This is a genomic window from Primorskyibacter marinus, from assembly GCF_003313245.1.
In the GTDB taxonomy this organism is placed as follows: domain Bacteria; phylum Pseudomonadota; class Alphaproteobacteria; order Rhodobacterales; family Rhodobacteraceae; genus Primorskyibacter; species Primorskyibacter marinus.
In genome coordinates this window covers 13718-35215 of record NZ_QJSD01000003.1, presented here as the reverse complement: position 1 = coordinate 35215, position 21498 = coordinate 13718, and the positions used below count along the sequence as shown (strand labels likewise).

Here is a 21498-nt window from a genome sequence, read left to right as displayed (position 1 = left end):
AAGGCCAGCTTATCGGGGCCGCGATGGGCCTGACTGGACTATTCCACGGAAACGGGTGCGATTTTGGATGGCTCGACCGGATCGCCGGCCAGCTCCTCAAAATCGAAGTTGTCCAGCCGCCGGGCGCGACGGCTTGCCTTATCGGCACTTATCTTGATTTCCGACACGTCCTTGGACGCCTGACTGAAATGCCGGTCGAGGTTTTCAACCCGTGTTCCCAACCGTTCCACATCCGCGAAAAGCAACCCCAGCTCTTTGCGGATCGCACCCGCCTGCTCGCGCATCCGGGCATCTTTGAGAATCGCACGCATGGTGTTCAGTGTCGCCATGCAGGTCGTCGGAGAGACGATCCAGACTCGCGCATCGAAACCGGCGCGCACCAATTCCGGGAAATTTGCATGCAGTTCGGCATAGACAGCCTCTGACGGCAGGAACATCAGCGCGCCGTCGGCGGTTTCGCCCTCGATGATGTAGCGTTCGGATATATCGCGGATGTGTTTGCGCACGGACAGACGCAGCGATTGCGCCGCACGGGCAAGTTGCTCTTTCGTGTCCGCGCGGCGCAGAGCCTCGTAGGACTCCAGCGGGAATTTGCTGTCCACGCAGATCGGCCCCGGCGGGTTGGGCAAATGGATCAGGCAATCCACGCGCCGCCCGTTGGATAGGGTCGATTGCAGGCTGTAGCTGTCCGAGGGCAGCGCCTTGCTGACGATGTCGTTCAACTGGATTTCGCCGAACGCCCCACGGGTCTGTTTGTTCGACAGAATATCCTGCAACGACAGCACATCGCCCGACAGTTTGGTGATATTGTCCTGCGCCTTGTCGATGGCCGTTAGCCGCTGTTGCAGATCGCCCAGGCTTTGCGCCGTACGCCGGGCCGATCCGTGCAGGTTCTCGTTCATCCGCTCCTGCACGTCGGCCAGCCGCTGCTCCATCAGTTGCAGCATCTTGGTTTGCTGGGTCGCCTGCGCCTCGGACACATGATGCAATCCGCCGGCCAGCCGTTCCTGCCCGTCCCCCAGCGCCTGCACACGCCCGCCAAGCTGGCTGAGCTGCATTTCCAGCGGCTGCGCCATCTGCGCCGACCGTCCCGCTGCCCGCATCGTCACGACCAGCATGAAAAGGATCAGCAACACCACCGCTGCGCCAGCCAATGTGGCCAGCACCACGGAATCGTTCAGGTCATAGGTTTGCCCGTTCAGCGTGATCATGTGCGCCCGAACAGCCGCTCAATATCGGCCAGCTTCAACTCGACATAGGTTGGGCGGCCATGGTTGCATTGTCCGGAATGCGGCGTGGATTCCATTTCCCGCAACAGCGCGTTCATCTCTTCACCGCGCATACGGCGACCAGAGCGGATCGAGCCATGACAGGCGACGCGACTGAGGATCGCCTCGATCTTTTCCTGCACCAGCCCGCTGGCACCCTGATCGGAAAGCTCGTCCAGAATATCGAGCACCAGCGCCTTCGCGTTCACCTCGCCAAGGATCGCGGGGGTTTCACGCACCGCCACAGCCCCCCCGCCGAACGGCTCCAAGGTCAGCCCCATGCGGCCCAGATCTTCGGCCACGGCAAGCAACCGCCCGGCATCGTCAGCCGACAGATCCACGACTTCGGGGATCAGCAGGGCCTGCACGGCCACGCCATTTTCCGCCATCTGCCGTTTCAGCTTTTCATAAACAAGCCGTTCGTGCGCCGCGTGCTGGTCAACAATCACCATACCGTCAGCGGTCTGGGCGATGATGTAGTTTTCGTGGACCTGGCCGCGCGCGGCACCCAACGGCAACGCCTCTGTCGGCTGGGCGGGCGCCTCTTCAGGCTCCACCACGGTTTCCACCCGCGCGGACCAGCTGTCACGCAACTCGGCAAAGCCCGGTGCCTGCGCCTGAAAGGCAGCGGCCCGCACGCCCGCCGAGGGCCGATCCATCTGGTAGACGCGCGGCGCTGTCTGTTCGGGCCGCATCGCGCCCAACGTTGCCCCGGCCACGGTGGTAGAGGCGCGGTGCCCGGCTTCGGCCAGAGCGTGACGCAGCGCCGACACGATCAGCCCGCGCACCAGACCGGGATCGCGAAACCGCACCTCGGACTTGGCGGGATGCACGTTGACATCCACCTTATGCGGATCGCAATCAATGAACAGCGCCGCCGCCGGATGGCGGTCACGGCTGAGAAAATCCTGATAGGCCCCGCGCAACGCCCCAATGAGCAGCTTGTCGCGAACCGGACGGCCATTGACGAAAAGATACTGCGCGACCGAAGATCCGCGCGAATAGGTCGGCAGCGCGGCATAGCCGGTCAGACGGAACCCTTCGCGTTCGGCATCCACGGCCAGCGCGTTCTCGATGAATTCGCGCCCCATCACCTGACCAAGACGGCCGCGCAAGGCGTCGAACAGATCGCCGGTCTGCGGATCGGCGCGAAAACTCACCCGGTCGCCACCGCCGGTCACATCGCGCAAGGTGAAGCCGACCGAAGGCTCCGCCATCGCCAGCCGTTTGATCACATCCCCGATGGCCTGCGCCTCGGCCCGGTCGGTGCGCATGAATTTCAGCCGCGCAGGCGTGGCATAGAACAGATCCCGCAACGCCACGACGCTGCCACGGTTCAGGGCGGCCGGTTTCACACCCGACATCTGACCACCCGCGACAGCGATCTCGGCAGCCTCTGCGCCCTCGGCCCGGCTGGTGATCGTCAGACGCCCGACCGCGCCAAGCGATGGCAGCGCCTCGCCCCGAAAGCCGAAAGAATGGATGTTCAGCAGGTCCGAACCGTCAATCTTTGACGTTGCATGACGCGACAGCGCCATTGGCAATTCGGCAGCGGTCATGCCGCAGCCGTCATCCGCCACGCGGATCAGCGTCTTGCCGCCATCCGCCTGCGCGATGTCAATGCGCCGCGCACCCGCGTCGATGGCGTTTTCGACCAGTTCCTTGACCGCAGAGGCGGGACGTTCCACGACCTCGCCCGCCGCGATACGGTTGATGGCGGATTCGTCCAACTGTCGAATAACAGGGCGGATATTGGGGGTGTGCGTATTCATGCCACTAGTCCTAGCATGGGTCCGGTGATTCTGAAACGATGGAAAGCCACCCGACCCCATGTCCGGATAACGAAAAGTCCGGACACGAATGCCCGGACACAAGATTTTTGGAACTGGTAGCAGGACGCACTCAGCCCTTGGAGAATTCGGGATAGGCCTCCATCCCCAACTCGGCCATGTCGAGCCCGTTGATCTCGTCTTCTTCGCTGACACGGATACCCAAGGCAGCTTTCAGGATCATCCACAGGATCAGCGACGCCCCGAAGGTGAAGATACCATACGCGACGATACCGACGATCTGGGTGACGATATGCGCATCGCCGTTGTAGAACACGACTGCGATCGTGCCCCAGATACCTGCGAACAGGTGGACCGGCACGGCACCAACCACGTCGTCGATCTTGAACTTGTCAAGCATCGGCACGGCGAAAACCACGATCACACCACCAATTGCACCGATCCACAGCGCCCCGAACAGCGACGGCGCGAGCGGTTCCGCAGTGATGGACACCAGGCCCGCCAAGGCACCGTTCAGAACCATGGTGAGGTCGGGCTTCTTGTACAGCATTTGCGTCAGGATCAGCGTGGTAACGGCACCGGCGGCAGCAGCCATGTTGGTGTTGGCGAAAATGCGCGATACATCAGATATGTCACCCACGGTGCCCATTGCCAGCTGCGAGCCGCCGTTGAAGCCGAACCAACCCAGCCACAGGATGAATGTACCCAGAGTGGCCAGCGCAAGGTTGGACCCCGGAAGCGGTGTGACCCGGCCATCCTTGGCATATTTGCCGATACGGGGGCCAAGAACGATGGCACCTGCCAAGGCAGCCCAGCCGCCGACAGAATGCACAACGGTGGAACCGGCAAAGTCAGAGAAGCCCATCTCGGACAGCCAGCCGCCGCCCCACTGCCAGGAACCGGAAATCGGGTACATGACGCCGGTCAGCAAAATGACGAACACCAGAAACGGCCAAAGCTTGATACGCTCGGCCAAGGCACCCGATACGATCGACGCGGTTGCCGCAACGAACACCAGCTGGAAGAAGAAGTCCGAACCGATCGACGCATAATCCAACGCAGCGTCTGCGGCGGCCACACCGACCGGATCCAGAGTCGTCGGCACAAAGAGCGGCCCGACCCAGCCGGGCATGATCCACGCATCACCCGGATACATGAGGTTGAAACCGATAAGCCAGTACATGATCGCAGCGATGGAATAGAGCGCGATATTCTTGGTCATCTGCATGGTGACGTTCTTGGACCGCACCAGCCCACCTTCGAGCATGGCAAAACCAGCGGCCATGAAGAACACCAGAAAGCCCGCCATGCAGAACAGCAGGGTGGTCATGATATACGGGCCGATCTCGTCGAAACCGGGCGCGGCGGCCTCGGCTTCCTGCGCGAGGCCGAGACTGGGCAGCGCAATCAGCGCGGCAGCCGGGGCAAGTGTTTTCAAAAACTTCATGTATTCGTTTCCCTCTGTCTCGGGCGGCCCTTAAAGGGCGTCCTCGTTCATTTCGCCGGTACGCACGCGCACGGCCTGTTCCACATCCAGTACGAAAATCTTGCCGTCGCCGATCTTGCGGGTCTGTGCGGTTCTGGTGATGGTCTCGACCACCTGATCGACCATTGCCGCCGCCACGACGATTTCGAGCTTGATCTTGGGCACGAAGTTCACCGCGTATTCCGCGCCGCGATAGATTTCCGTGTGCCCCGACTGTGCGCCAAAGCCTTTGATTTCGTTCACCATCATGCCGCGCACCCCGACAGAGGTCAGCGCCTCGCGGACCTCCTCCAGCTTGAACGGCTTGATCGTTGCAATGATGAGTTTCACCCGTTTCCCTTTCGGTTATCGGGGCAGCACCCCGTCTTTGCATTTGCAGAAGGGCGGATGGAGCATGGGTTTTGAAAGAATGTGCCGCGATGGCCGCGTCAAATTTCGCAATACATGCGTAATTTATAGGCGAATATCTACAAGTGCCTAATTTTTGCGCGTCATTGAAATGTGATGGGCGTCGGGTTTGCAGTCAACATTGCGGACCGATAGGGGTAATGTGGCCGAAAACAACAATGCCGGGCAGAGCAAGTAATGAGTGATTCAGGTAAGGGACGCGGACGTCTTGTGGCGGACCGCCGCTACTCGAAGTCAAAGGCACCCGCCAAGGCGGGCAAGAAACCCGTGCGCCGCAAGACCGCATCGAAAAAGACCGTCAGAAAACGGACGTCCACCCGCCGTCGCAATCCGATTGTCGCTTTTGTCATCGGCATATTCGCCTGGATATGGCGTCTGTTCTGGCGATTGACCTTCCGCATCGGGATTGTGGTGGTGCTTCTGCTGGCGCTGTCCGTCGGCTATTTCTATACCAAGCTGCCCGATATAGACGCCCTGCTGGACGGGCGGGCGCGGGGCTCTGTCACTTTGATGGACCGCAATGGGGATGTCTTTGCGTGGCGCGGCGACCAGTTTGGCGGGGTCGTGACGGCTGACAGCGTGTCGCCACATCTCAAGAATGCCGTCGTCGCGACAGAGGACAAGCGGTTCTACTGGCATCCGGGCATCGACCCGCGCGGCATTGCCGGTGCCGTCCGCATCAACCTGAGCGAGGGCCGTGGCCCGCTGTCCGGGCATGGGGGATCCACCCTGTCGCAGCAGACCGCCAAATTGCTGTGCCTCGGCGTCGAATACGATTCTACCCAATGGAAGGACGAGGCCGAATATGTGCAGGATTGTCGCCGCGGATCGCTGGCGCGCAAGCTGAAGGAAGCGGTCTATGCGCTGGCAATGGAGGTCAAGTTCACCAAGGACGAGATCCTGTCGATCTACCTCAACCGCGCCTATCTTGGCGGTGGGGCCTACGGGGCCGAAGCCGCGTCACAACGCTATTTCGGCAAGCCCGCCTCTGCGCTGAACGCGTCCGAAGCAGCGATGATCGCGGGGCTTTTGACGGCCCCAACCACGCTGTCGCCGACAAACAACCTTGAACGGTCGCAGAACCGCGCAGGCGTCGTGCTTGGTCTCATGCAGGATCAGGGCTATCTGACAAAGGCAGAGGCGGACCGCGCGCGCGCCAACCCTGCAGTCCTGTCCGAGGCCGCCGAGGCCAAGGCCGGTGGCTACTTTGCCGACTGGGTGATGGATTCCGGGCCAGACTTCTTTACCCGCAAGACGTCCGAAGATGTCATTATCCGCACGACGCTGGACCAGCGCCTGCAAAAGGCAGCAGAGGATGCGATGGTCGCGGTCTTTTCCGAAAAGGTGCGCGAAGGGTCCAAGGCACAGGCGGCGATCGTGGTCATGTCCTCGGATGGGGCGGTGCGCGCCATGGTGGGCGGCCGCAAGATCCGCGTCACCGGTGCCTTCAACCGCGCGACACAGGCGTTGCGGCAGGTCGGATCGGCGTTCAAACCCTTTATCTACGCCACTGCACTGGAATTGGGCCACAGCCCCTATGACACGGTGGTGGACGAGCCACTGACGCTCGACATTCCCGGCTCTGGGAAATGGTCGCCGCAGAACTACACGAGAACCTTCCAGGGCCGCGTGACACTGATCGAGGCGCTGAAAAAATCGCTCAATATCCCAGCGGTTAAGATTTCTGAAAGCGTCGGACGGGAAAATGTGATCCGCGTGGCCGAGGATTTTGGTTTCGGCAACAATATCGCCAACACTCCGGCCATGGCGCTTGGGTCATCGGAATCCACCTTGCTGGAAATGACCGGTGCCTATGCGGGCATTCTGAACGGCGGATCGTCGGTGACGCCCTACGGGTTGGTCGAACTGCGCCTGCAAGGCGAGACCGAGACGCTGATGGACAGCGGCGGCGGCATTGGTGAACGTGTGATCCGCGAGGAAGCAGCCAAGCAGCTGATCTTCATGATGGAGAAAGTCGTCAGCGAAGGCTCTGGGCGACGGGCGCGCCTTGAGGGGCGCGAGGCCGCCGGCAAGACCGGCACCACGCAGGCGGCGCGCGATGCCTGGTTTGTGGGCTTCACCGCAGATTACGTCGCCGGCGTCTGGATGGGGTATGATGACAACACGCCGCTGACTGGCGTGACCGGCGGTGGACTGCCCGCCGAGATCTGGCGCGAAACGATGGAGCGTGTCCATTCAGGCCTGCCCGCCCGCCCGCTGCCGATGATCATCCCGGAACCGCCCCGCGCCGCACCTGCGCCCCAACCGGCCCCGCAGCGCCAGCAGCAACAGCGTAGACCGACCGTATTGCAACAGTTGCTCCAGGATCTGCTTGGCGGAAACTAGGGCGGAAGCTTGGCGGCTTTCTGTAATCAGAACGCCTGCGGGAAAACTGTCCGATGGCGGCGGCGCTCCCGCCTGCCCGTCCGCCCCGGCAGAAGCAATCGGGTCGGACGAGCAGCAGCCGCTTCTACCCGATTGCGCGCTGCTTTAACCGGCCCGCCTCAGATCTGCGGTCATGGCGTCAATGTCGCCGCGACGGCGGTCCAGCATCGCCCCGATCTCTGTACGCTCGGTCAACAGCATATTCACGCCCTCGACCTTCATATTGAAGAACAGGTCGCGTCCTGACCGGTCCGAGACCATGAAATCAATGATAAACGGTGCCTCTCCGCGCAGAAAAGCCGTCGAGCGGACGACGTGATAGGTTTTCTCGACAAACACGCTTTCAACCTCGATCCGGCCGCCGACAAATTCCCGAAACCGCTTGCCGTATTTCCGCGCGATGTAGCCTTTGAACGCATCGGTAAAACTGCGCATCTGCGCCGCACTGGCGCTTCGCGCATCGACACCCAAAGCATAGCGCGCGATCGTCGGAACATCGGCATAGCGATCAAAAATGCGTTCGAATGCGCGGATCATCGCGCTTTCGGATTGACCAGAGCCGATGACCCGGTTGATTTCACCCACAAGACTGTCAACCAGCCGCCGCGCACCTGCATCCGTCAATGACAGCGCCGGAACAGGCAGCAGCATCACCCCGGCCGCGAGACCCCCGATCAGATTGCGGCGATTCATCCGTTCATTGTGAAACATCATCACTCCCGTAAAGCTCTTCATAAGGGTCCACGCCACCTCCGGGCGCGTCCTGACCCAATTCAAATCGACGGTTCTGAAGGTAGATGATCCGGGTCTGTGCGTAGCTGTCCGCGCTGTCATGCAGCACCGAATCCACTGTTGCGCCATATTGCCGACGCTTGCCCGCCCGCGACACCAGTTTGGCCACCGTACCAGAGTATTTCTCGGGCTTGTCAAGAACGTAGCCCAGCGGGTTGGTGAACAGATCGACCACCCGACCCGCCGTATCGCGCTCTGTCGACGGGCCGATGATGGGCAACACCTGATAGGCACCCTCGGGCGCACCCCAGACATGCAATGTTTCACCGAAATCCGTTTCGTCCTCGCCGACGCCAATATCTGACGCAATATCCATCAGCCCAGCAAAGCCAAGCGTCGAGTTCACGGCGAAGCGAAACGTATTGCGCGTCGCTCCGGCCAGATCGCCCTGCATGACCTGATTGACCACATAACCGGGCGTCGCAAAATTCCCGGCAAAGTTGGTCACGTTGTCCTGCACGCCATCGCGGAACGCGTTGGGCTTGGCCGGGGCGCGCTCTTTTCCGCCGCCGAAAAACCGCTTATCGATGTTCTGGTTGAATTCATGTACCTGTCGGTTCGACGCTTCATGCGGATCATGCATCCCGTCTGGCGCGCCCCCCGGCCCCGGCACGGAACATGCGACAAGAAAACCAAGAGCGAAGAACGGTAAGATGCGAAGATTGTTCATGTGTTAACCCGAGTCTGGAATTCATGACCTGTCTTGCGGCCCCTACTTATGTAGGCTGTCCTCATTGCCCAACCGATTCTATTTCACCACAGGCATTTGTGGCAGAATGGCTACATTGACGATAACTTAATGACCTGTGTCGTATCCAACACCTAACCTATTTGTGGACGAGCGGAAACTCGCTGATGACAAGAAATCGAAATGACAAAGGGCTGGAAGAGCTCAAGGCCGCCCGCCGCGAGAGCCGCATCTACTATTGGTTCGTGGCAGTTTTCAGCTTCTTTGTGAACCTTTTGATGCTGACCGGGCCGATCTATATGCTCCAGACCTATGACCGGGTTCTGGGCAGCCGGTCCGTTGCAACGCTGATCGCGCTGTCGGTGCTGGTCGCGTTTCTCTACGGCATGATGGGGATTCTCGATTACACCCGTGGTCGGATCATGGGCCGGGTCGCCGCGCGGTTCCAGTCGCGGCTTGATCTGCGCGTGTTCGACGCCGTGGTGCGACGGTCTGCGGTCATGCCGGACGAGTTGGCCGCAACCGGGCTGCGCGATCTGGAATCGGTGCAGCGCCTTATGGCCTCTCCGGTTCTGATGGCCGTTTTCGATATTCCCTGGACGCCGTTTTTCCTTGTGGGGATCATGATATTCCACCCCTGGCTTGGCTATCTCGCCATTGGCGGCGGACTGGTTCTGATCCTTGTCACGGTGGTCAACCAGATGACCACCCGCAATCCGACGATGAAATCGAATATCGCCGTGCATCAGGCCGAGACGATCTCTGACCAGATCCGCAACGAATCCGAGATGGTCCAATCCATGGGCATGCGCGGTGCCGCGTTCCGGCGCTGGCAGGTGGCGCGGGATGCCTCGCTCAAGGGTCAGATCAAATCCGCCGACCTGTTGGGGACGTTCAGTTCCATGACCAAGACGTTCCGCCTGTTCTTGCAGTCGGCAATGCTGGGTCTGGGTGCCTATCTGGTGCTGAAAGGCGAATTGACGCCGGGCGCGATGATCGCAGGGTCGATCCTGATGGGCCGGGCGCTGGCACCGATCGAAATGGCCATCGGGCAATGGCAACTTGTGCAGCGCGCCCGCAAGGGCTGGGACAACCTTGCCCAACTGCTGACAGAGATCCCGGCCGAAGCGCCGCGCACACAACTGCCACAACCGCGCGCGAAACTGGACATCCAGCAGATCACCGTCGTGCCGCCGGGCGAACAACAGGCGTCGCTGCGTCTGATCAGCTTCAACGTCAATCCTGGTCAGGCGGTGGGCGTCATAGGCCCTTCGGGTGCCGGCAAATCGACGCTCGCACGCGCACTGACAGGCGTGTGGCGGCCAGCGGGCGGCAAGATCCGGCTCGACGGTGCCTCGCTGGATCAATACGGTCCCGACACGTTGGGGCAGCATATTGGCTATCTGCCACAGCGTGTGACGCTTTTTGATGGCACCATCGCAGAGAATATCGCCCGGCTGTCGATGCAACCTGATAGTGAAAAGGTCGTCGAAGCCGCCAAGAAAGCCGCCGCGCATGAGATGATCCTGAAGCTGCCCGACGGTTATGACACGCGTGTTTCCGCCAATGGCGGACGGCTGTCAGGCGGTCAGATCCAGCGCATCGGACTGGCCCGTGCGATGTATGGCAACCCGGTGCTTCTGGTGTTGGACGAACCCAACTCCAACCTCGACAATGAAGGCTCTGAAGCGCTGAACTCCGCGATCCGCCAGATGAAGGAACAAGGCAAGGCGGTGCTGATCATGGCGCACCGGCCAGCCGCCATCAAGGAATGCGATATGCTGTTGATGCTGGAGGGCGGCAGCCGCGCGGCCTTTGGACCCAAGGAGGAGGTTCTGAAAGCCATGGTGCAGAACCACCAGCAGATCCAGAAAGCCGGGACCGCCGGAGGGGTGCGCTAAATGGAAAAACCTTCGAATGAGTTTCCGCTGAAAGGCCCCATGTTCCTTGGCATCCTTGCACTTGTGGTGTTGGTGGGTGGCTTTGGCTATTGGGCCGCCACGACAGAGATTTCCGGCGCGATCATCGCACCGGGACAAATCGAGGTCGATCAGAACCGTCAGATCGTTCAGCATCCCGATGGGGGCGTGGTCGAGGAAATTCTGGTCGACGAGGGCGACACGGTCGCGGCGGGCGATATTCTGATTCGCCTGGACCCGACCCTGCGGAGGTCGGAACTGTCGATTATCGAAGGTCAGCTTTTCGAACTCATGGCACGGCGCGCACGCCTGGACGCCGAACGGGATGAAAGCGACACGCTGGACTTTCCCGAAGAATTACTGGCACGCGCTGCCGAGGACGAAGAAATCAACGAGTTGGTCCAGGGTCAGCAAAGACTGTTCGCCGCCCGGCGAGACTCCATCGCCCGCGAGGTTGAACAGCTTGGCAAACGCCGCGATCAGATCTCTGACCAGATCATCGGCATTGACGCGCAGCAGGACGCCCTGACCGAACAGCTTGCGCTGATAGAAGAAGAACTGGCAGATCAGCAGTCATTGCTGGACCGTGGCTTGGCACAGGCAACCCGCGTGCTGTCGCTTCAACGTGAACGCGCGCGACTATCCGGCACTGTCGGTGAACTGACGGCGCAGAAAGCGCAGGCTGCCGGACGGATTACCGAAACAGAAATCGAGATCCTGAAACTTACCACGCGCCGCCGCGAAGAGGCGATCACCACTCTACGGGATCTTGGATACCGCGAGCGCGAGTTGGCCGAGCAGCGACGCGCATTGGTCGAGCAACTGGCACGGATGGAAATCCGGGCCCCCGTGTCCGGGGTGATCTACGGCTTGCAGGTTTTCACACCACGTTCGGTGATCCGTGCCGCAGACCCGGTGCTTTATATTGTGCCCCAGGACCGGCCATTGGTGATCGCGGCGCAGGTTGAAACGATCCATATCGACAAGCTGTTCGTCGAGCAGAACGTGTCCCTGCGCTTTTCGGCGCTGGATCAGCGCGAAACACCGGAATTGTTTGGCCGCGTCACACAGATTTCCGCAGACGCATTCACCGATGAAAATTCGCGGGCCAGCTATTACCGTGCGGAAATCGTGCTGAGCGAAGGCGAAATCGACCGGCTGCCTGAAGACACCGTGCTGATCCCCGGCATGCCGGTCGAGACATTCATCCGCACGGATGACCGGACCCCGTTGGCCTATCTGGTGAAACCGTTTGCGGATTATTTTGCGAAGGCCTTCCGCGAAAGCTGACCTGCGGCCCACGCTTGACCTGAATGTGCGCCCTTGCCGGGCGCGCCGTTCATTTTTGCGTTGGCACGCAGCAAATGGCGCTGACGCCCCATGCGATTGCCTGGGCAATCGCCGCGCGGAAGGAAAGGGTTGGGCGCGGGACGGCAACCGTGAAGACAGAGCGCGAAACCGACGGTAAAGGCTTTTCAATCCGCGGGATCAGGCCTAGCGTGCGGCCAGAAACCCAATGCAGGAGCACGCCATGTCCAATGCTATCGAAGACCGTTTGAATGAACTGGGGATCACGCTGCCTGACGCGGCTGCACCGGCCGCGAACTATGTGCCTTTCGTGAAGCAGGGCAACATATTGTATGTTTCCGGACAAATTTCCAACGGACCGGACGGCTTGATCAAGGGAAAGCTTGGGGATGGCATGACAGCAGAGGACGGCGCGCGTGCGGCGCGGCACTGTGCCTTGTCGCTGTTGGCGCAAGTCCGCGCCGCCTGTGATGGCGATCTTACGCGGCTGAAGCGGGTGGTCAAACTGACCGGCTTCGTCAACTCGACCGTTGATTTCACCGACCAGCCAAAAGTGATCAACGGCTGCTCTGATTTTATGGTCGAGTTGCTGGGCGATACCGGGCGTCACGCCCGTTCTGCGGTGTCCGCGGCCTCTTTGCCATTGGGCGTTGCCGTTGAAATCGAAGGCATTTTCGAGATCGCCTGATGCGACCGCTGCCATCCGCCTTCCTTGATCGCCCCATCGCGCATCGGGGGTTGCATGGGCTGTCTGCCGGACAGCCCGAAAACTCGCTGACGGCCTTCGAAGCGGCGATCAGCGCAGGCTACGGGATAGAGCTTGACCTGCAACTGTCGGCCGACGGTGTGGCCATGGTGTTCCACGACTATGCGCTGGATCGGTTGACCGGGGCGCAAGGCGCGTTGGCCACCCGCACGGCTGCGGAACTGGGGCGCATCGCGTTGAAGGATGGCGAAGGTGCCTGCATCCCGACGCTGGCCCAGGTGCTGACGCGGGTGGCTGGCCGGGTTCCGCTGCTGATCGAGCTGAAGGATCAGGACAGCGCGCTTGGCCCGAATATCGGCGCGCTTGAGGCTGCGGTCGCGCAGGATTTGCACGCATATCAAGGTGCCGCTGCGCTGATGTCTTTCAACCCGCATTCGGTCATCACGCTTGCCAAACTTGCCCCCCAGCGCCCACGCGGGCTGACAACCTGCGCCTTTGACGCCGAGGACTGGAAACTGGTCCCTGCCGCCCGGCGCACCGAATTGCGTTTGATTGTCGATTATGACCGGGCCGATTGCTGCTTTGTCAGCCATGACCGCAATGATCTGACCGCCCCACGCGTCGCCGCGCTGGCCGAAGACGGCGGCGCGATTCTGTGCTGGACCGTCCGTTCTGCCCAGCAAGAGGCCGCCGCCCGCGAAATAGCGCATAACATCACCTTCGAGGGCTATCTGGCTTGACAGCCGGACACCCGAGCCCATCTAAGCGGTTGAAACGGGGACGATATGACCGGGCAGACCATAGAGATCAACGTTGTCGAATCGCTGGCGCAGATCGGCGAAGACGCGTGGGACGCCTGCGCCTGCCCCGAGGCCCGCGACGGGCGTCCACGCGACCCCTTCACCACCTATCGCTTTCTCAAGGCGCTGGAGGATAGCGGCTCTGTCGGGCCGCGCACCGGGTGGGAGCCGCGCTACCTTGCGGCAAATATCGACGGCACCGTGATCGCCACCGCCCCGCTTTACGTCAAGTCGCACAGCCAGGGCGAGTATATTTTCGATCACAATTGGGCCCATGCCTATGAGCGCGCAGGCGGGCATTACTACCCCAAACTCCAGATCGCGGTGCCCTTCACACCTGCCACGGGACGGCGGTTGCTGATCCGGCCCGGCCATGCCGAGGCCGGGATGGCGGCGCTTGTGCAAGGTGCTGTGCAACTGGCGGCGGATAATGACCTGTCGTCGCTGCACATCACCTTTTGCACCGAAAAAGAGGCCGAGGCCGGGCAACAGATGGGGCTGATGTCCCGCACGTCGCAGCAATTTCACTGGCTGAACGCAGATTACGCGGATTTCGACAGCTTTCTGGCCAGTCTCAGCAGCCGCAAGCGCAAGGCGATCCGCAAGGAACGCAAACAGGCGCAGGGCTTTGGCGGCGAGATCCGCACATTGACCGGCGATGACATCCAGCCGCATCATTGGGATGCGTTCTGGACGTTTTATCAGGACACCGGCGCGCGCAAATGGGGCACCCCCTACCTGACCCGCGAATTTTTTGAGATCGCGCATGCAACCATGCGGGACGATATGGCGTTGATCTTGGCCAGCCGTGACGGCGAAGATATCGCGGGGGCGTTGAATTTCATTGGTAGGGATACGCTTTACGGACGATATTGGGGCTGCACGGAACATCATCCCTGCCTGCATTTCGAGTTGTGTTACTATCGCGCCATCGACCTTGCCATCGCTCTGGGCCTGAGCCGGGTCGAGGCCGGGGCACAGGGCGAACACAAACTGGCGCGTGGCTATCTTCCGGTTGAAACCCATTCCCTGCATTGGGTGGGCGACCGAGGGTTTGCCGATGCAATCGCGCGTTACCTAGACGCCGAACGGGCCGCCGTGAATGAGGATATCGAGATTCTGACCAGCTATGGTCCGTTCAGAAAAACCGAAATCGAGGAACAGCAATGACAGAGAAACTCAGCGATACCGGGCGCAAGACCATGCTCCCCGCCCTCACCGAAGCGGGTTGGACCCTGGAAGAGGACCGCGACGCAATCTCCAAGACCTACAAATTCGACAATTTTGTCAGTGCGTTCGGCTGGATGACGCAAGCCGCGATCTGGGCCGAAAAATGGAATCACCACCCGGAATGGCAAAACACCTACAACACGGTCAAGGTTACGCTTACAACGCATGACGTGGACGGCCTGTCGTCACTGGACGCCAAGCTTGCCCGCAAAATGGATCAACTGGCCGGATAAGACATGAACTCGATCAATTCGTTAATGACCACCGAAATCTACGGTGGCAAATCGCTGTCGGACCTGCTGACACTGGAATTTCTGGCGAGTATCGTCGGCAACGTCCTTGCCGCCTTCCTGATCCTGTTTGTCGGGCTTCTGATCGGCAGCTGGGTCAAGCGCCGCATCGTGAAAGTGTCCGAGAGGCACGCGCGCCTTGACGAAACCCTGTTTCACTTTCTTGGCAACATTGCGCGTTACATCATTCTGGGGTTCGCCGCACTGTTCGTGCTGAACACGTTCGGCGTGCAGACAACCTCGATCGTGGCGGCGATCGGTGCGGCGGGTCTGGCCGTGGGTCTGGCCTTGCAGGGCACGCTGTCCAACGTGGCGGCGGGCGTGATGATCATCATCTTCCGCCCTATCAAACTGGGCGATTTTGTCGAAGTGGCAGGCGTCATGGGCACTGTCAAGGACATCACGCTGAACACGATCGAACTGGCCGGCCTGTCCAACACCCAGATCATCGTTCCCAATTCCGAGGTTTGGGGAAACATCATCACCAACTATTCGATCTACGATACGCGGCGGTCGGAATGGGTGTTCGGGGTCAGCTACGGGTCTGACCTGAAAACGGCAGAGACGGTCATTCGCGAAACGATCATGGCCGATCCGCGCTCCATGACCGACCCGGAACCGTTCATTCAGGTCAACAATCTGGGCGATTTCTCGGTCGATTTTCTGGTTCGGGTCTGGGTCTCCTCAGACGATTATTTCCAGTATCAGGCGGATATGAAACGCAAGGTCAAAGAGGCGCTGGACAGTGCCGGTATCTCTATCCCCTTCCCGACGCGGACCATGATACAGGCCGCCGAATAGGGCCGATAGAACAGGTTCGTCAGCCTAGGGTTCTGACGCGCCGCGCAAGGATCAAAAGCGCGGCCCGGCACCCCAACGGAAAGCGGCCCGGCAGGATATGCCGGGCCGTTCCACTATTCGTTGATCCGGGTCAGAGTTCCGCGAGCATCGCCTCGCCGCCCGAGACCTCACAAACGCCCGGCGATTCCTCAAGATGCAGCACCTTGACGACGCCGTCCTCAACCAGCATCGCGTAGCGCTGGCTGCGCCCCAACAGGCCCGCAGGCGGCGCGTCAAAATCCATGCCGATGGCCTTGGTAAAACTGCCGTCGGAATCCGCCAGCAGCGCCAGACCCGCCGCATCGGCACCCGTCGCCTCGCCCCAGGCCTTCATCACGAAGGGGTCATTGACGCTGACGCAGATGATCTCGTCCACGCCTTTGGCCTTCAACGCATCGGCATTGCGGGTGAAGCTGGGCACATGTGCGGAATGGCAGGTCGGCGTATAGGCACCCGGCACCGCGAATAGCACAACTTTGCGGCCTTTTGTCAGCTCTGCCAACGCGACCTGCTCTGGCCCTTCTGCGCCGATCCGCAGCAAACGCGTATCGGGAAGGTTTTCGCCTTGAGAAATAGCCATCTTGAGTGGTCTCCGTGAATTGCGTTATCGGTCCCTGCCGTTATAGGCTGCTCCCTTGAGGCAGCAAACACATTCTGAAAGGGTGGATCATGTCGCATGTGGTAGTCATCGGGGCGGGTCAGGCCGGATCGTCCCTGGTCGCACGGCTGCGCACCAAGGGGTTCGACGGTAAAATCACCCTGCTGGGCGCAGAACCAGTGCCCCCCTATCAGCGGCCGCCGCTCTCCAAGGCCTATCTGATGGGCGAGATGGGGGCCGACCGCCTGCTGCTGCGCCCCGAGGCGTATTATGCCGAAAACGCAATTGACCTGCGCACCGACACCACCGTCACCGGCATCGACGCGGCCAGCCGCACGGTACAGCTTGAAGATGGCGTTCTGGTCTATGACCATCTTGTCCTGTGCACCGGATCGGATCCGCGTCGGCTGCCTGCCAGCATCGGTGGCGATCTGGACGGTGTCTGCGTGGTCCGCACCAAGGCCGATGTCGACGCGATGGAACCCCGCTTTCGCCAGCATGCCCGCGTGCTGATTGTCGGCGGCGGCTATATCGGGCTAGAGGCCGCCGCTGTGGCTGCCAAACTGGGCCTGACCGTCACGTTGGTCGAAATGGCCGACCGCATCCTGCAACGCGTCGCTGCCCCCGAAACCTCCGACTATTTTCGCGACCTGCACCGCAGCCACGGTGTCGACATTCGCGAAGGCATCGGCCTGACCCGCCTGACGGGCGAAGGCAAAGTCACCGGCGCAGAGCTGACAGATGGCAGCCATCCCGACGTGGATTTCGTGATCGTCGGCGTCGGCATCACCCCCGCGACCGGGCTGGCAAAGGCTGCCGGACTGACCATCGACAACGGCATCCACACCGACGCACTGGGCCGCACCTCCGATCCGGCAATCTGGGCCGCCGGCGATTGCGCGTCCTTCCCTCATGATGGCGGCCGCATACGGCTGGAAAGCGTTGGCAATGCCATTGATCAGGCCGAATGCGTGGCCGATAACATCATGGGGGCGGATCGCCCCTATCAGGCGAAACCCTGGTTCTGGTCCGATCAGTACGATTGCAAACTGCAAATCGCCGGATTGAACAGCGGCTACGACCGCATCGTCACCCGCAAAGGAACCGGCGACGGCATGTCATTCTGGTACTACGCAGGCGACAGGCTTCTGGCCATTGACGCAATGAATGACGCCCGCGCCTACATGGTCGGCAAACGCCTGATAGAGATGGGGAAATCGCCGGATGCCGCGACGGTCGCAGATCCTGCATCCGACCTCAAGGCCCTGCTGAAAGCGTGAGGATCGTCGCGGGCCTCCACCGTGGCCGCGCCCTGGCCAGCGTTGGCAAGGGCGACGCTGGCGCGCATCTGCGCCCCACAACCGACCGCGTCCGCGAAAGCCTGTTCGGCATGCTGACCGGCGGCCGCTTTGGCGATCCGATCTCCGACGCGCATGTGCTCGACCTCTTTGCCGGCACGGGCGCTCTGGGGCTGGAGGCACTATCGCGCGGCGCGTCCCATGTCAGCTTTGCCGATAGTGGCCGCAAGGCGCAGACGCTGATCCGCCAGAACATCACCCTTCTCAAGGCAGAGCCGCAAACCACGCTCATTGCCCGCGACGCCCGCCGCCTGCCGCCTGCGCCTTGTCCCGCAGCATTGGTCTTTCTCGACCCGCCCTACGGCAAAGCGATGGGCGAAGCCGCCCTTGCATCGGCGCAGGCGCAGGGCTGGCTCGCCCCCGGCGCGCTGATCGTATGGGAGGAAAACACGCCACAAAGCCCCCCTGCGGGTTTCGCCCTGCTCGAATCCCGGCCCTATGGCGACAGCCACATCACCCTGCTGACGGCCCCCACCTGACGGTGCCCGCCAAAGGCTCTTCCCATTCTCATTGGCGAAAATACTCCGGGGAGTGTGAGGGGCCGGCCCCTCACTCCCGAACCCAGCCACAAGGCTTCCGCCCTGACAGGGCATCGACACACTTGGCCCTGCGCGCCTGCCATGCCAAGATGCATTCAATGATATGAATGGGAGGATACCATGACGCTTCACCGCCCCACCCGCCGGGACATGTTTCGACTCGCCGCGGCGATGCCCGCTTTTGCCCTGCCTGCCACGATGGCGCGGGCGCAGCTTGGCGCACCGGCAACAACCAATCCCGGCCATTTCAGTTTTACTCTGGGCGAGGCACGCATCACCGTGCTGTCGGACGGGTTCTTCACCACGCCCGCGACCGGGTTGGGCGTGAATGCCGACCCGGCAGAGGTGCAGACCTTTCTGGAACAACACTTCCTTTCCCAAGAAGAGAATTATTCCCACACCAACCATCTTTATGTGGAACTGGGCGAGGCGCGCGTTCTTGTGGATACGGGTTCTGGCAGCCGTTTCCTCAACACCGCAGGCAGGCTTCTGACCAATCTGGAGGCCGCCGGGATCGACCCCGGCGCGATCACCCATGTTGTCATCACCCATGCCCATCCCGATCATATCTGGGGCATCCGGGACGATTTCGACGAACCGATCCTGCCGGATGCGGAATACATCATTGGCGACACGGAACACGCCTACTGGATGCAGGACGATCTGGTGAATCAGGTTCCGGCAGAGATGCAGCAATTCGTGCTCGGCGCGGTGAACTCGATCACGGCAGACGGGCTGGACTGGACGCTGGCCTCGAACGACCAGCAGATCGCCCCCGGCATCCGCGTCATCGACACGCCCGGCCACACGCCGGGGCATATGAGCGTCGTGGTCGAAAGCGGCGGCCGTCAACTCATGGCGCTCGGCGATGCCATGACCCACGCCTATATGAATTTCACGCATCCCGACTGGTACAACGCCTTTGACATGGACGGCGAGACAACCGTGGCCACCCGGCGACGGCTGACCGATATGGCCGCCGCAGATCGTATGGCGGTGCTGGGCTACCACTTTCCCTTCCCCGGCGTCGGGCACATCATGCGCGAGGGCGACACCCACCGTTTCATTCCCGCCCTCTGGCAATTCACTCCCTGACGCGCGCCAAGCGGTGCCTGACGGCATCACTGACTTGCGTCCCCCCCGGAACGTGACTGCTTTTGCAGCGTATTTCTGATATGCTGATCTTCAAGGTCAGGGCCAACGCGGCCACGCCCGCTTGAAACCAGGCGGACCGGACCGCGCCAAAGGCTCTTTCCCGCAAGAAGGAGGACATCATGGCGCAAACAATCGGCAATCCCCTGAGCTGGGCTGCAAATGCTCTGCATGGCACGGGCCAAAGCCTTGGCCACGCGGCGGAATCCGTCGGCGGCGAAAGCAAATCCCGCCCGGTGGTCAACGACATCACCATGGGTGATGTCCGCGCGGCGTTGCGATCCGGCATGGATGATTTCACCCATTTCCGCAGCGATGTGGTGTTTCTGGTGGTGCTGTACCCGCTGATCGGCATCGCGCTGGCCTATATGGCCTTCAATCGCGGCCTGATGACGATGATCTTTCCGATGGCCGCCGGCTTTGCCCTGCTTGGTCCCGTCGCCGGTATCGGGCTTTACGAACTGAGCCGCCGCCGCGAGGCCGGGCAGGATGCGGGCTGGAACCACGTCTTGTCACTGTTCCGCTCGGACATCATGGGGCGCGTCCTGACGCTGGGCGCATATCTGCTGGGCCTGTTCTTTCTGTGGATGTACGCCGCCGTGGTCATCTATGACGCAACGCTTGGCCCGGCCGCCCCGGTCTCTGCCAGCGCCTTTCTGACAGACGTGCTGCGCACGGGTCCGGGCTGGACGATGATCATTCTCGGCTTTGCTGTGGGCTTTGTCTTCGCGCTGGCCGTTCTGGTCGTCAGCCTGACAACATTTCCGATGATCGTTGACCGAAAGATCGGCCTGCCCGTCGCCGTGATGACCTCGGTGGCTGTCTGCCGTCGCAATCCGGTTGCGGTTGCAGGCTGGGGGCTGACAGTCGCGGTCCTGCTGGCACTTGGCAGCATCCCGTTCTTTCTGGGTCTGATCGTCGTTTTGCCGGTGCTGGGCCACGCAACATGGCACCTGTACCGGCGCGCCGTAAGCTACGAAGCCGAGTGATCCGCCTTATGGGCTGTTCATCTGGCCGCGTAGGTCGGATGAAACAGCCCGCCGGGTGACAAGGTAAACACCTCGACCCCGTCAGAGGTCACACCCACGGAATGTTCGAACTGCGCGGTAAGCGATTTGTCCCGTGTCACGGCTGTCCACTCATCCGACAGAACCTTGGTTTCCGGACGGCCCAGATTCACCATCGGCTCGATCGTGAAGAGCATACCTTCCTCCAGCCGCTCACGCGTGCCGGGGCGGCCGTAATGCAGCACGTTCGGCGGCGCATGGAACACCCGGCCCAGCCCGTGCCCGCAGAAATCGCGCACGACGCTCATCCGGTGCGCCTCGACATAGGCCTGAATCGCGTGGCCTATGTCGCCGAATGTATTGCCGGGTTTGACCGCCTCGATGCCCTTCATCAGGGCATCATGGGTGACCTGGATCAACCGCTCTGATTTGCGGTTCAGCTTGCCCGCGACATACATCCGGCTGGTATCGCCAAACCAACCATCGACAATCACCGTGACGTCGATGTTCAGAATGTCGCCATCCTTCAGCAGTTTGTCACCGGGGATGCCGTGACACACGACATGGTTCACGCTGATGCAGCTGGCGTGCTTGTACCCCTTGTAGCCGATGGTGGCGGAAATCGCCCCGGCCGCATTCACCTGCTCTTCGATAAATGCATCCAACGCCCCCGTGGACACGCCGGGCTGCACCAATTCGGCCACATCGTCCAGAATGCGCGCGGCCAAGGCACCCGCCTTGTGCATCCCGGCGAAATCGCCGTGATCATAAATGCGAATCCCGTCCCGCGTCAGCCGACCGCGTGTGTCCATTTTCAAGCCATTGCTCCGTCATGTCCAAATTGCCGTGGCAATATAGCATAATATATCGGCAATGCCAGAGGCACGCCTTGTTTGCGCAGCCTGCAATAACAGCATTTCAGAACTTTGATCAA

The 21498-nt window shown here is 61.2% G+C and carries 20 protein-coding genes; 12 read left to right on the top strand and 8 right to left on the bottom strand.

Annotated elements, in window-relative coordinates:
* Nucleotides 1-38: 38 nt before the first annotated feature.
* The 4 genes from DMZ65_RS06985 to DMZ65_RS06970 all read right to left on the bottom strand — a co-directional run bounded on the left by DMZ65_RS06985 (nucleotide 39) and on the right by DMZ65_RS06970 (nucleotide 4874).
* Nucleotides 39-1211, bottom strand: a complete 1173-nt coding sequence (locus DMZ65_RS06985; protein WP_116598204.1) for a DNA recombination protein RmuC — start codon at nucleotides 1209-1211, stop codon at nucleotides 39-41.
* Nucleotides 1208-3040 (bottom strand): DNA mismatch repair endonuclease MutL, encoded by a 1833-nt coding sequence (gene mutL, locus DMZ65_RS06980; RefSeq protein WP_116598203.1) that lies wholly within the window; start codon nucleotides 3038-3040, stop codon nucleotides 1208-1210. The genes DMZ65_RS06985 and mutL overlap by 4 nt, the downstream gene beginning before the upstream one ends.
* Nucleotides 3041-3170: 130 nt before the next feature.
* Nucleotides 3171-4505, bottom strand: a complete 1335-nt coding sequence (locus DMZ65_RS06975; protein ID WP_116598202.1) for an ammonium transporter — start codon at nucleotides 4503-4505, stop codon at nucleotides 3171-3173.
* Between the two features lie 30 nt (nucleotides 4506-4535).
* Nucleotides 4536-4874 (bottom strand): P-II family nitrogen regulator, encoded by a 339-nt coding sequence (locus DMZ65_RS06970; protein ID WP_116598201.1) that lies wholly within the window; start codon nucleotides 4872-4874, stop codon nucleotides 4536-4538.
* A gap of 255 nt (nucleotides 4875-5129) precedes the next feature.
* On the opposite strand from DMZ65_RS06970, the gene DMZ65_RS06965 reads away from it, so the two are divergent.
* Nucleotides 5130-7298: a transglycosylase domain-containing protein gene (locus DMZ65_RS06965; protein WP_116598200.1), complete on the top strand. Its 2169-nt coding sequence runs from the start codon at nucleotides 5130-5132 to the stop codon at nucleotides 7296-7298.
* 144 nt (nucleotides 7299-7442) lie between these two features.
* Here DMZ65_RS06965 and DMZ65_RS06960 read toward each other — a convergent pair whose 3' ends face one another.
* Both DMZ65_RS06960 and DMZ65_RS06955 read right to left on the bottom strand, forming a co-directional pair.
* The gene (locus DMZ65_RS06960; RefSeq protein ID WP_232824917.1) at nucleotides 7443-8048 is read right to left on the bottom strand and encodes an MlaC/ttg2D family ABC transporter substrate-binding protein; all 606 of its coding nucleotides are present in this window, start codon (nucleotides 8046-8048) and stop codon (nucleotides 7443-7445) included.
* Entirely contained in the window at nucleotides 8035-8799 is a 765-nt protein-coding gene (locus DMZ65_RS06955) for an MlaA family lipoprotein (RefSeq protein WP_116598198.1), read from the bottom strand. Before DMZ65_RS06955 ends, DMZ65_RS06960 begins: the two co-directional genes overlap by 14 nt.
* 185 nt (nucleotides 8800-8984) lie before the next feature.
* Here DMZ65_RS06955 and DMZ65_RS06950 point away from each other — a divergent pair, with 185 nt between their 5' ends.
* The 7 genes from DMZ65_RS06950 to DMZ65_RS06920 all read left to right on the top strand — a co-directional run bounded on the left by DMZ65_RS06950 (nucleotide 8985) and on the right by DMZ65_RS06920 (nucleotide 15871).
* Complete coding sequence (locus tag DMZ65_RS06950) at nucleotides 8985-10718, top strand: type I secretion system permease/ATPase (RefSeq protein WP_116598197.1); 1734 nt, start codon at nucleotides 8985-8987, stop codon at nucleotides 10716-10718.
* Complete coding sequence (locus DMZ65_RS06945) at nucleotides 10719-12026, top strand: HlyD family type I secretion periplasmic adaptor subunit (RefSeq protein WP_116598196.1); 1308 nt, start codon at nucleotides 10719-10721, stop codon at nucleotides 12024-12026. It abuts the gene before it with no gap.
* A 241-nt stretch (nucleotides 12027-12267) separates the two neighbouring features.
* Nucleotides 12268-12732 carry a RidA family protein gene (locus DMZ65_RS06940; RefSeq protein ID WP_116598195.1) on the top strand — a complete coding sequence of 155 codons (465 nt, stop codon included), beginning with the start codon at nucleotides 12268-12270 and terminating at the stop codon, nucleotides 12730-12732.
* Nucleotides 12729-13490 (top strand): glycerophosphodiester phosphodiesterase family protein, encoded by a 762-nt coding sequence (locus tag DMZ65_RS06935; RefSeq protein WP_198662647.1) that lies wholly within the window; start codon nucleotides 12729-12731, stop codon nucleotides 13488-13490. Before DMZ65_RS06940 ends, DMZ65_RS06935 begins: the two co-directional genes overlap by 4 nt.
* Before the next feature lie 45 nt (nucleotides 13491-13535).
* Nucleotides 13536-14720: a GNAT family N-acetyltransferase gene (locus tag DMZ65_RS06930; RefSeq protein ID WP_116598193.1), complete on the top strand. Its 1185-nt coding sequence runs from the start codon at nucleotides 13536-13538 to the stop codon at nucleotides 14718-14720.
* Nucleotides 14717-15013 (top strand): 4a-hydroxytetrahydrobiopterin dehydratase, encoded by a 297-nt coding sequence (locus tag DMZ65_RS06925; protein ID WP_116598192.1) that lies wholly within the window; start codon nucleotides 14717-14719, stop codon nucleotides 15011-15013. Before DMZ65_RS06930 ends, DMZ65_RS06925 begins: the two co-directional genes overlap by 4 nt.
* Before the next feature lie 3 nt (nucleotides 15014-15016).
* Nucleotides 15017-15871, top strand: coding sequence for a mechanosensitive ion channel family protein (locus tag DMZ65_RS06920; RefSeq protein ID WP_116598191.1), 855 nt, complete (start codon nucleotides 15017-15019; stop codon nucleotides 15869-15871).
* A gap of 130 nt (nucleotides 15872-16001) precedes the next feature.
* On the opposite strand, the gene DMZ65_RS06915 is transcribed toward DMZ65_RS06920, so the two are convergent.
* Nucleotides 16002-16490 carry a peroxiredoxin gene (locus tag DMZ65_RS06915; protein WP_116598190.1) on the bottom strand — a complete coding sequence of 163 codons (489 nt, stop codon included), beginning with the start codon at nucleotides 16488-16490 and terminating at the stop codon, nucleotides 16002-16004.
* 89 nt (nucleotides 16491-16579) lie between these two features.
* Here DMZ65_RS06915 and DMZ65_RS06910 point away from each other — a divergent pair, with 89 nt between their 5' ends.
* The 4 genes from DMZ65_RS06910 to DMZ65_RS06890 all read left to right on the top strand — a co-directional run bounded on the left by DMZ65_RS06910 (nucleotide 16580) and on the right by DMZ65_RS06890 (nucleotide 20546).
* Nucleotides 16580-17788, top strand: a complete 1209-nt coding sequence (locus DMZ65_RS06910) for an NAD(P)/FAD-dependent oxidoreductase (protein ID WP_116598189.1) — start codon at nucleotides 16580-16582, stop codon at nucleotides 17786-17788.
* The gene (rsmD, locus tag DMZ65_RS06905) at nucleotides 17785-18345 is read left to right on the top strand and encodes a 16S rRNA (guanine(966)-N(2))-methyltransferase RsmD (protein WP_116598188.1); all 561 of its coding nucleotides are present in this window, start codon (nucleotides 17785-17787) and stop codon (nucleotides 18343-18345) included. The genes DMZ65_RS06910 and rsmD overlap by 4 nt, the downstream gene beginning before the upstream one ends.
* A gap of 180 nt (nucleotides 18346-18525) precedes the next feature.
* Complete coding sequence (locus tag DMZ65_RS06900) at nucleotides 18526-19500, top strand: MBL fold metallo-hydrolase (protein WP_116598187.1); 975 nt, start codon at nucleotides 18526-18528, stop codon at nucleotides 19498-19500.
* A gap of 179 nt (nucleotides 19501-19679) precedes the next feature.
* Nucleotides 19680-20546 (top strand): DUF2189 domain-containing protein, encoded by an 867-nt coding sequence (locus DMZ65_RS06890; RefSeq protein WP_116598185.1) that lies wholly within the window; start codon nucleotides 19680-19682, stop codon nucleotides 20544-20546.
* A 17-nt stretch (nucleotides 20547-20563) separates the two neighbouring features.
* On the opposite strand, the gene map is transcribed toward DMZ65_RS06890, so the two are convergent.
* The gene (gene map, locus DMZ65_RS06885) at nucleotides 20564-21376 is read right to left on the bottom strand and encodes a type I methionyl aminopeptidase (RefSeq protein ID WP_116598184.1); all 813 of its coding nucleotides are present in this window, start codon (nucleotides 21374-21376) and stop codon (nucleotides 20564-20566) included.
* Nucleotides 21377-21498 lie beyond the last annotated feature (122 nt).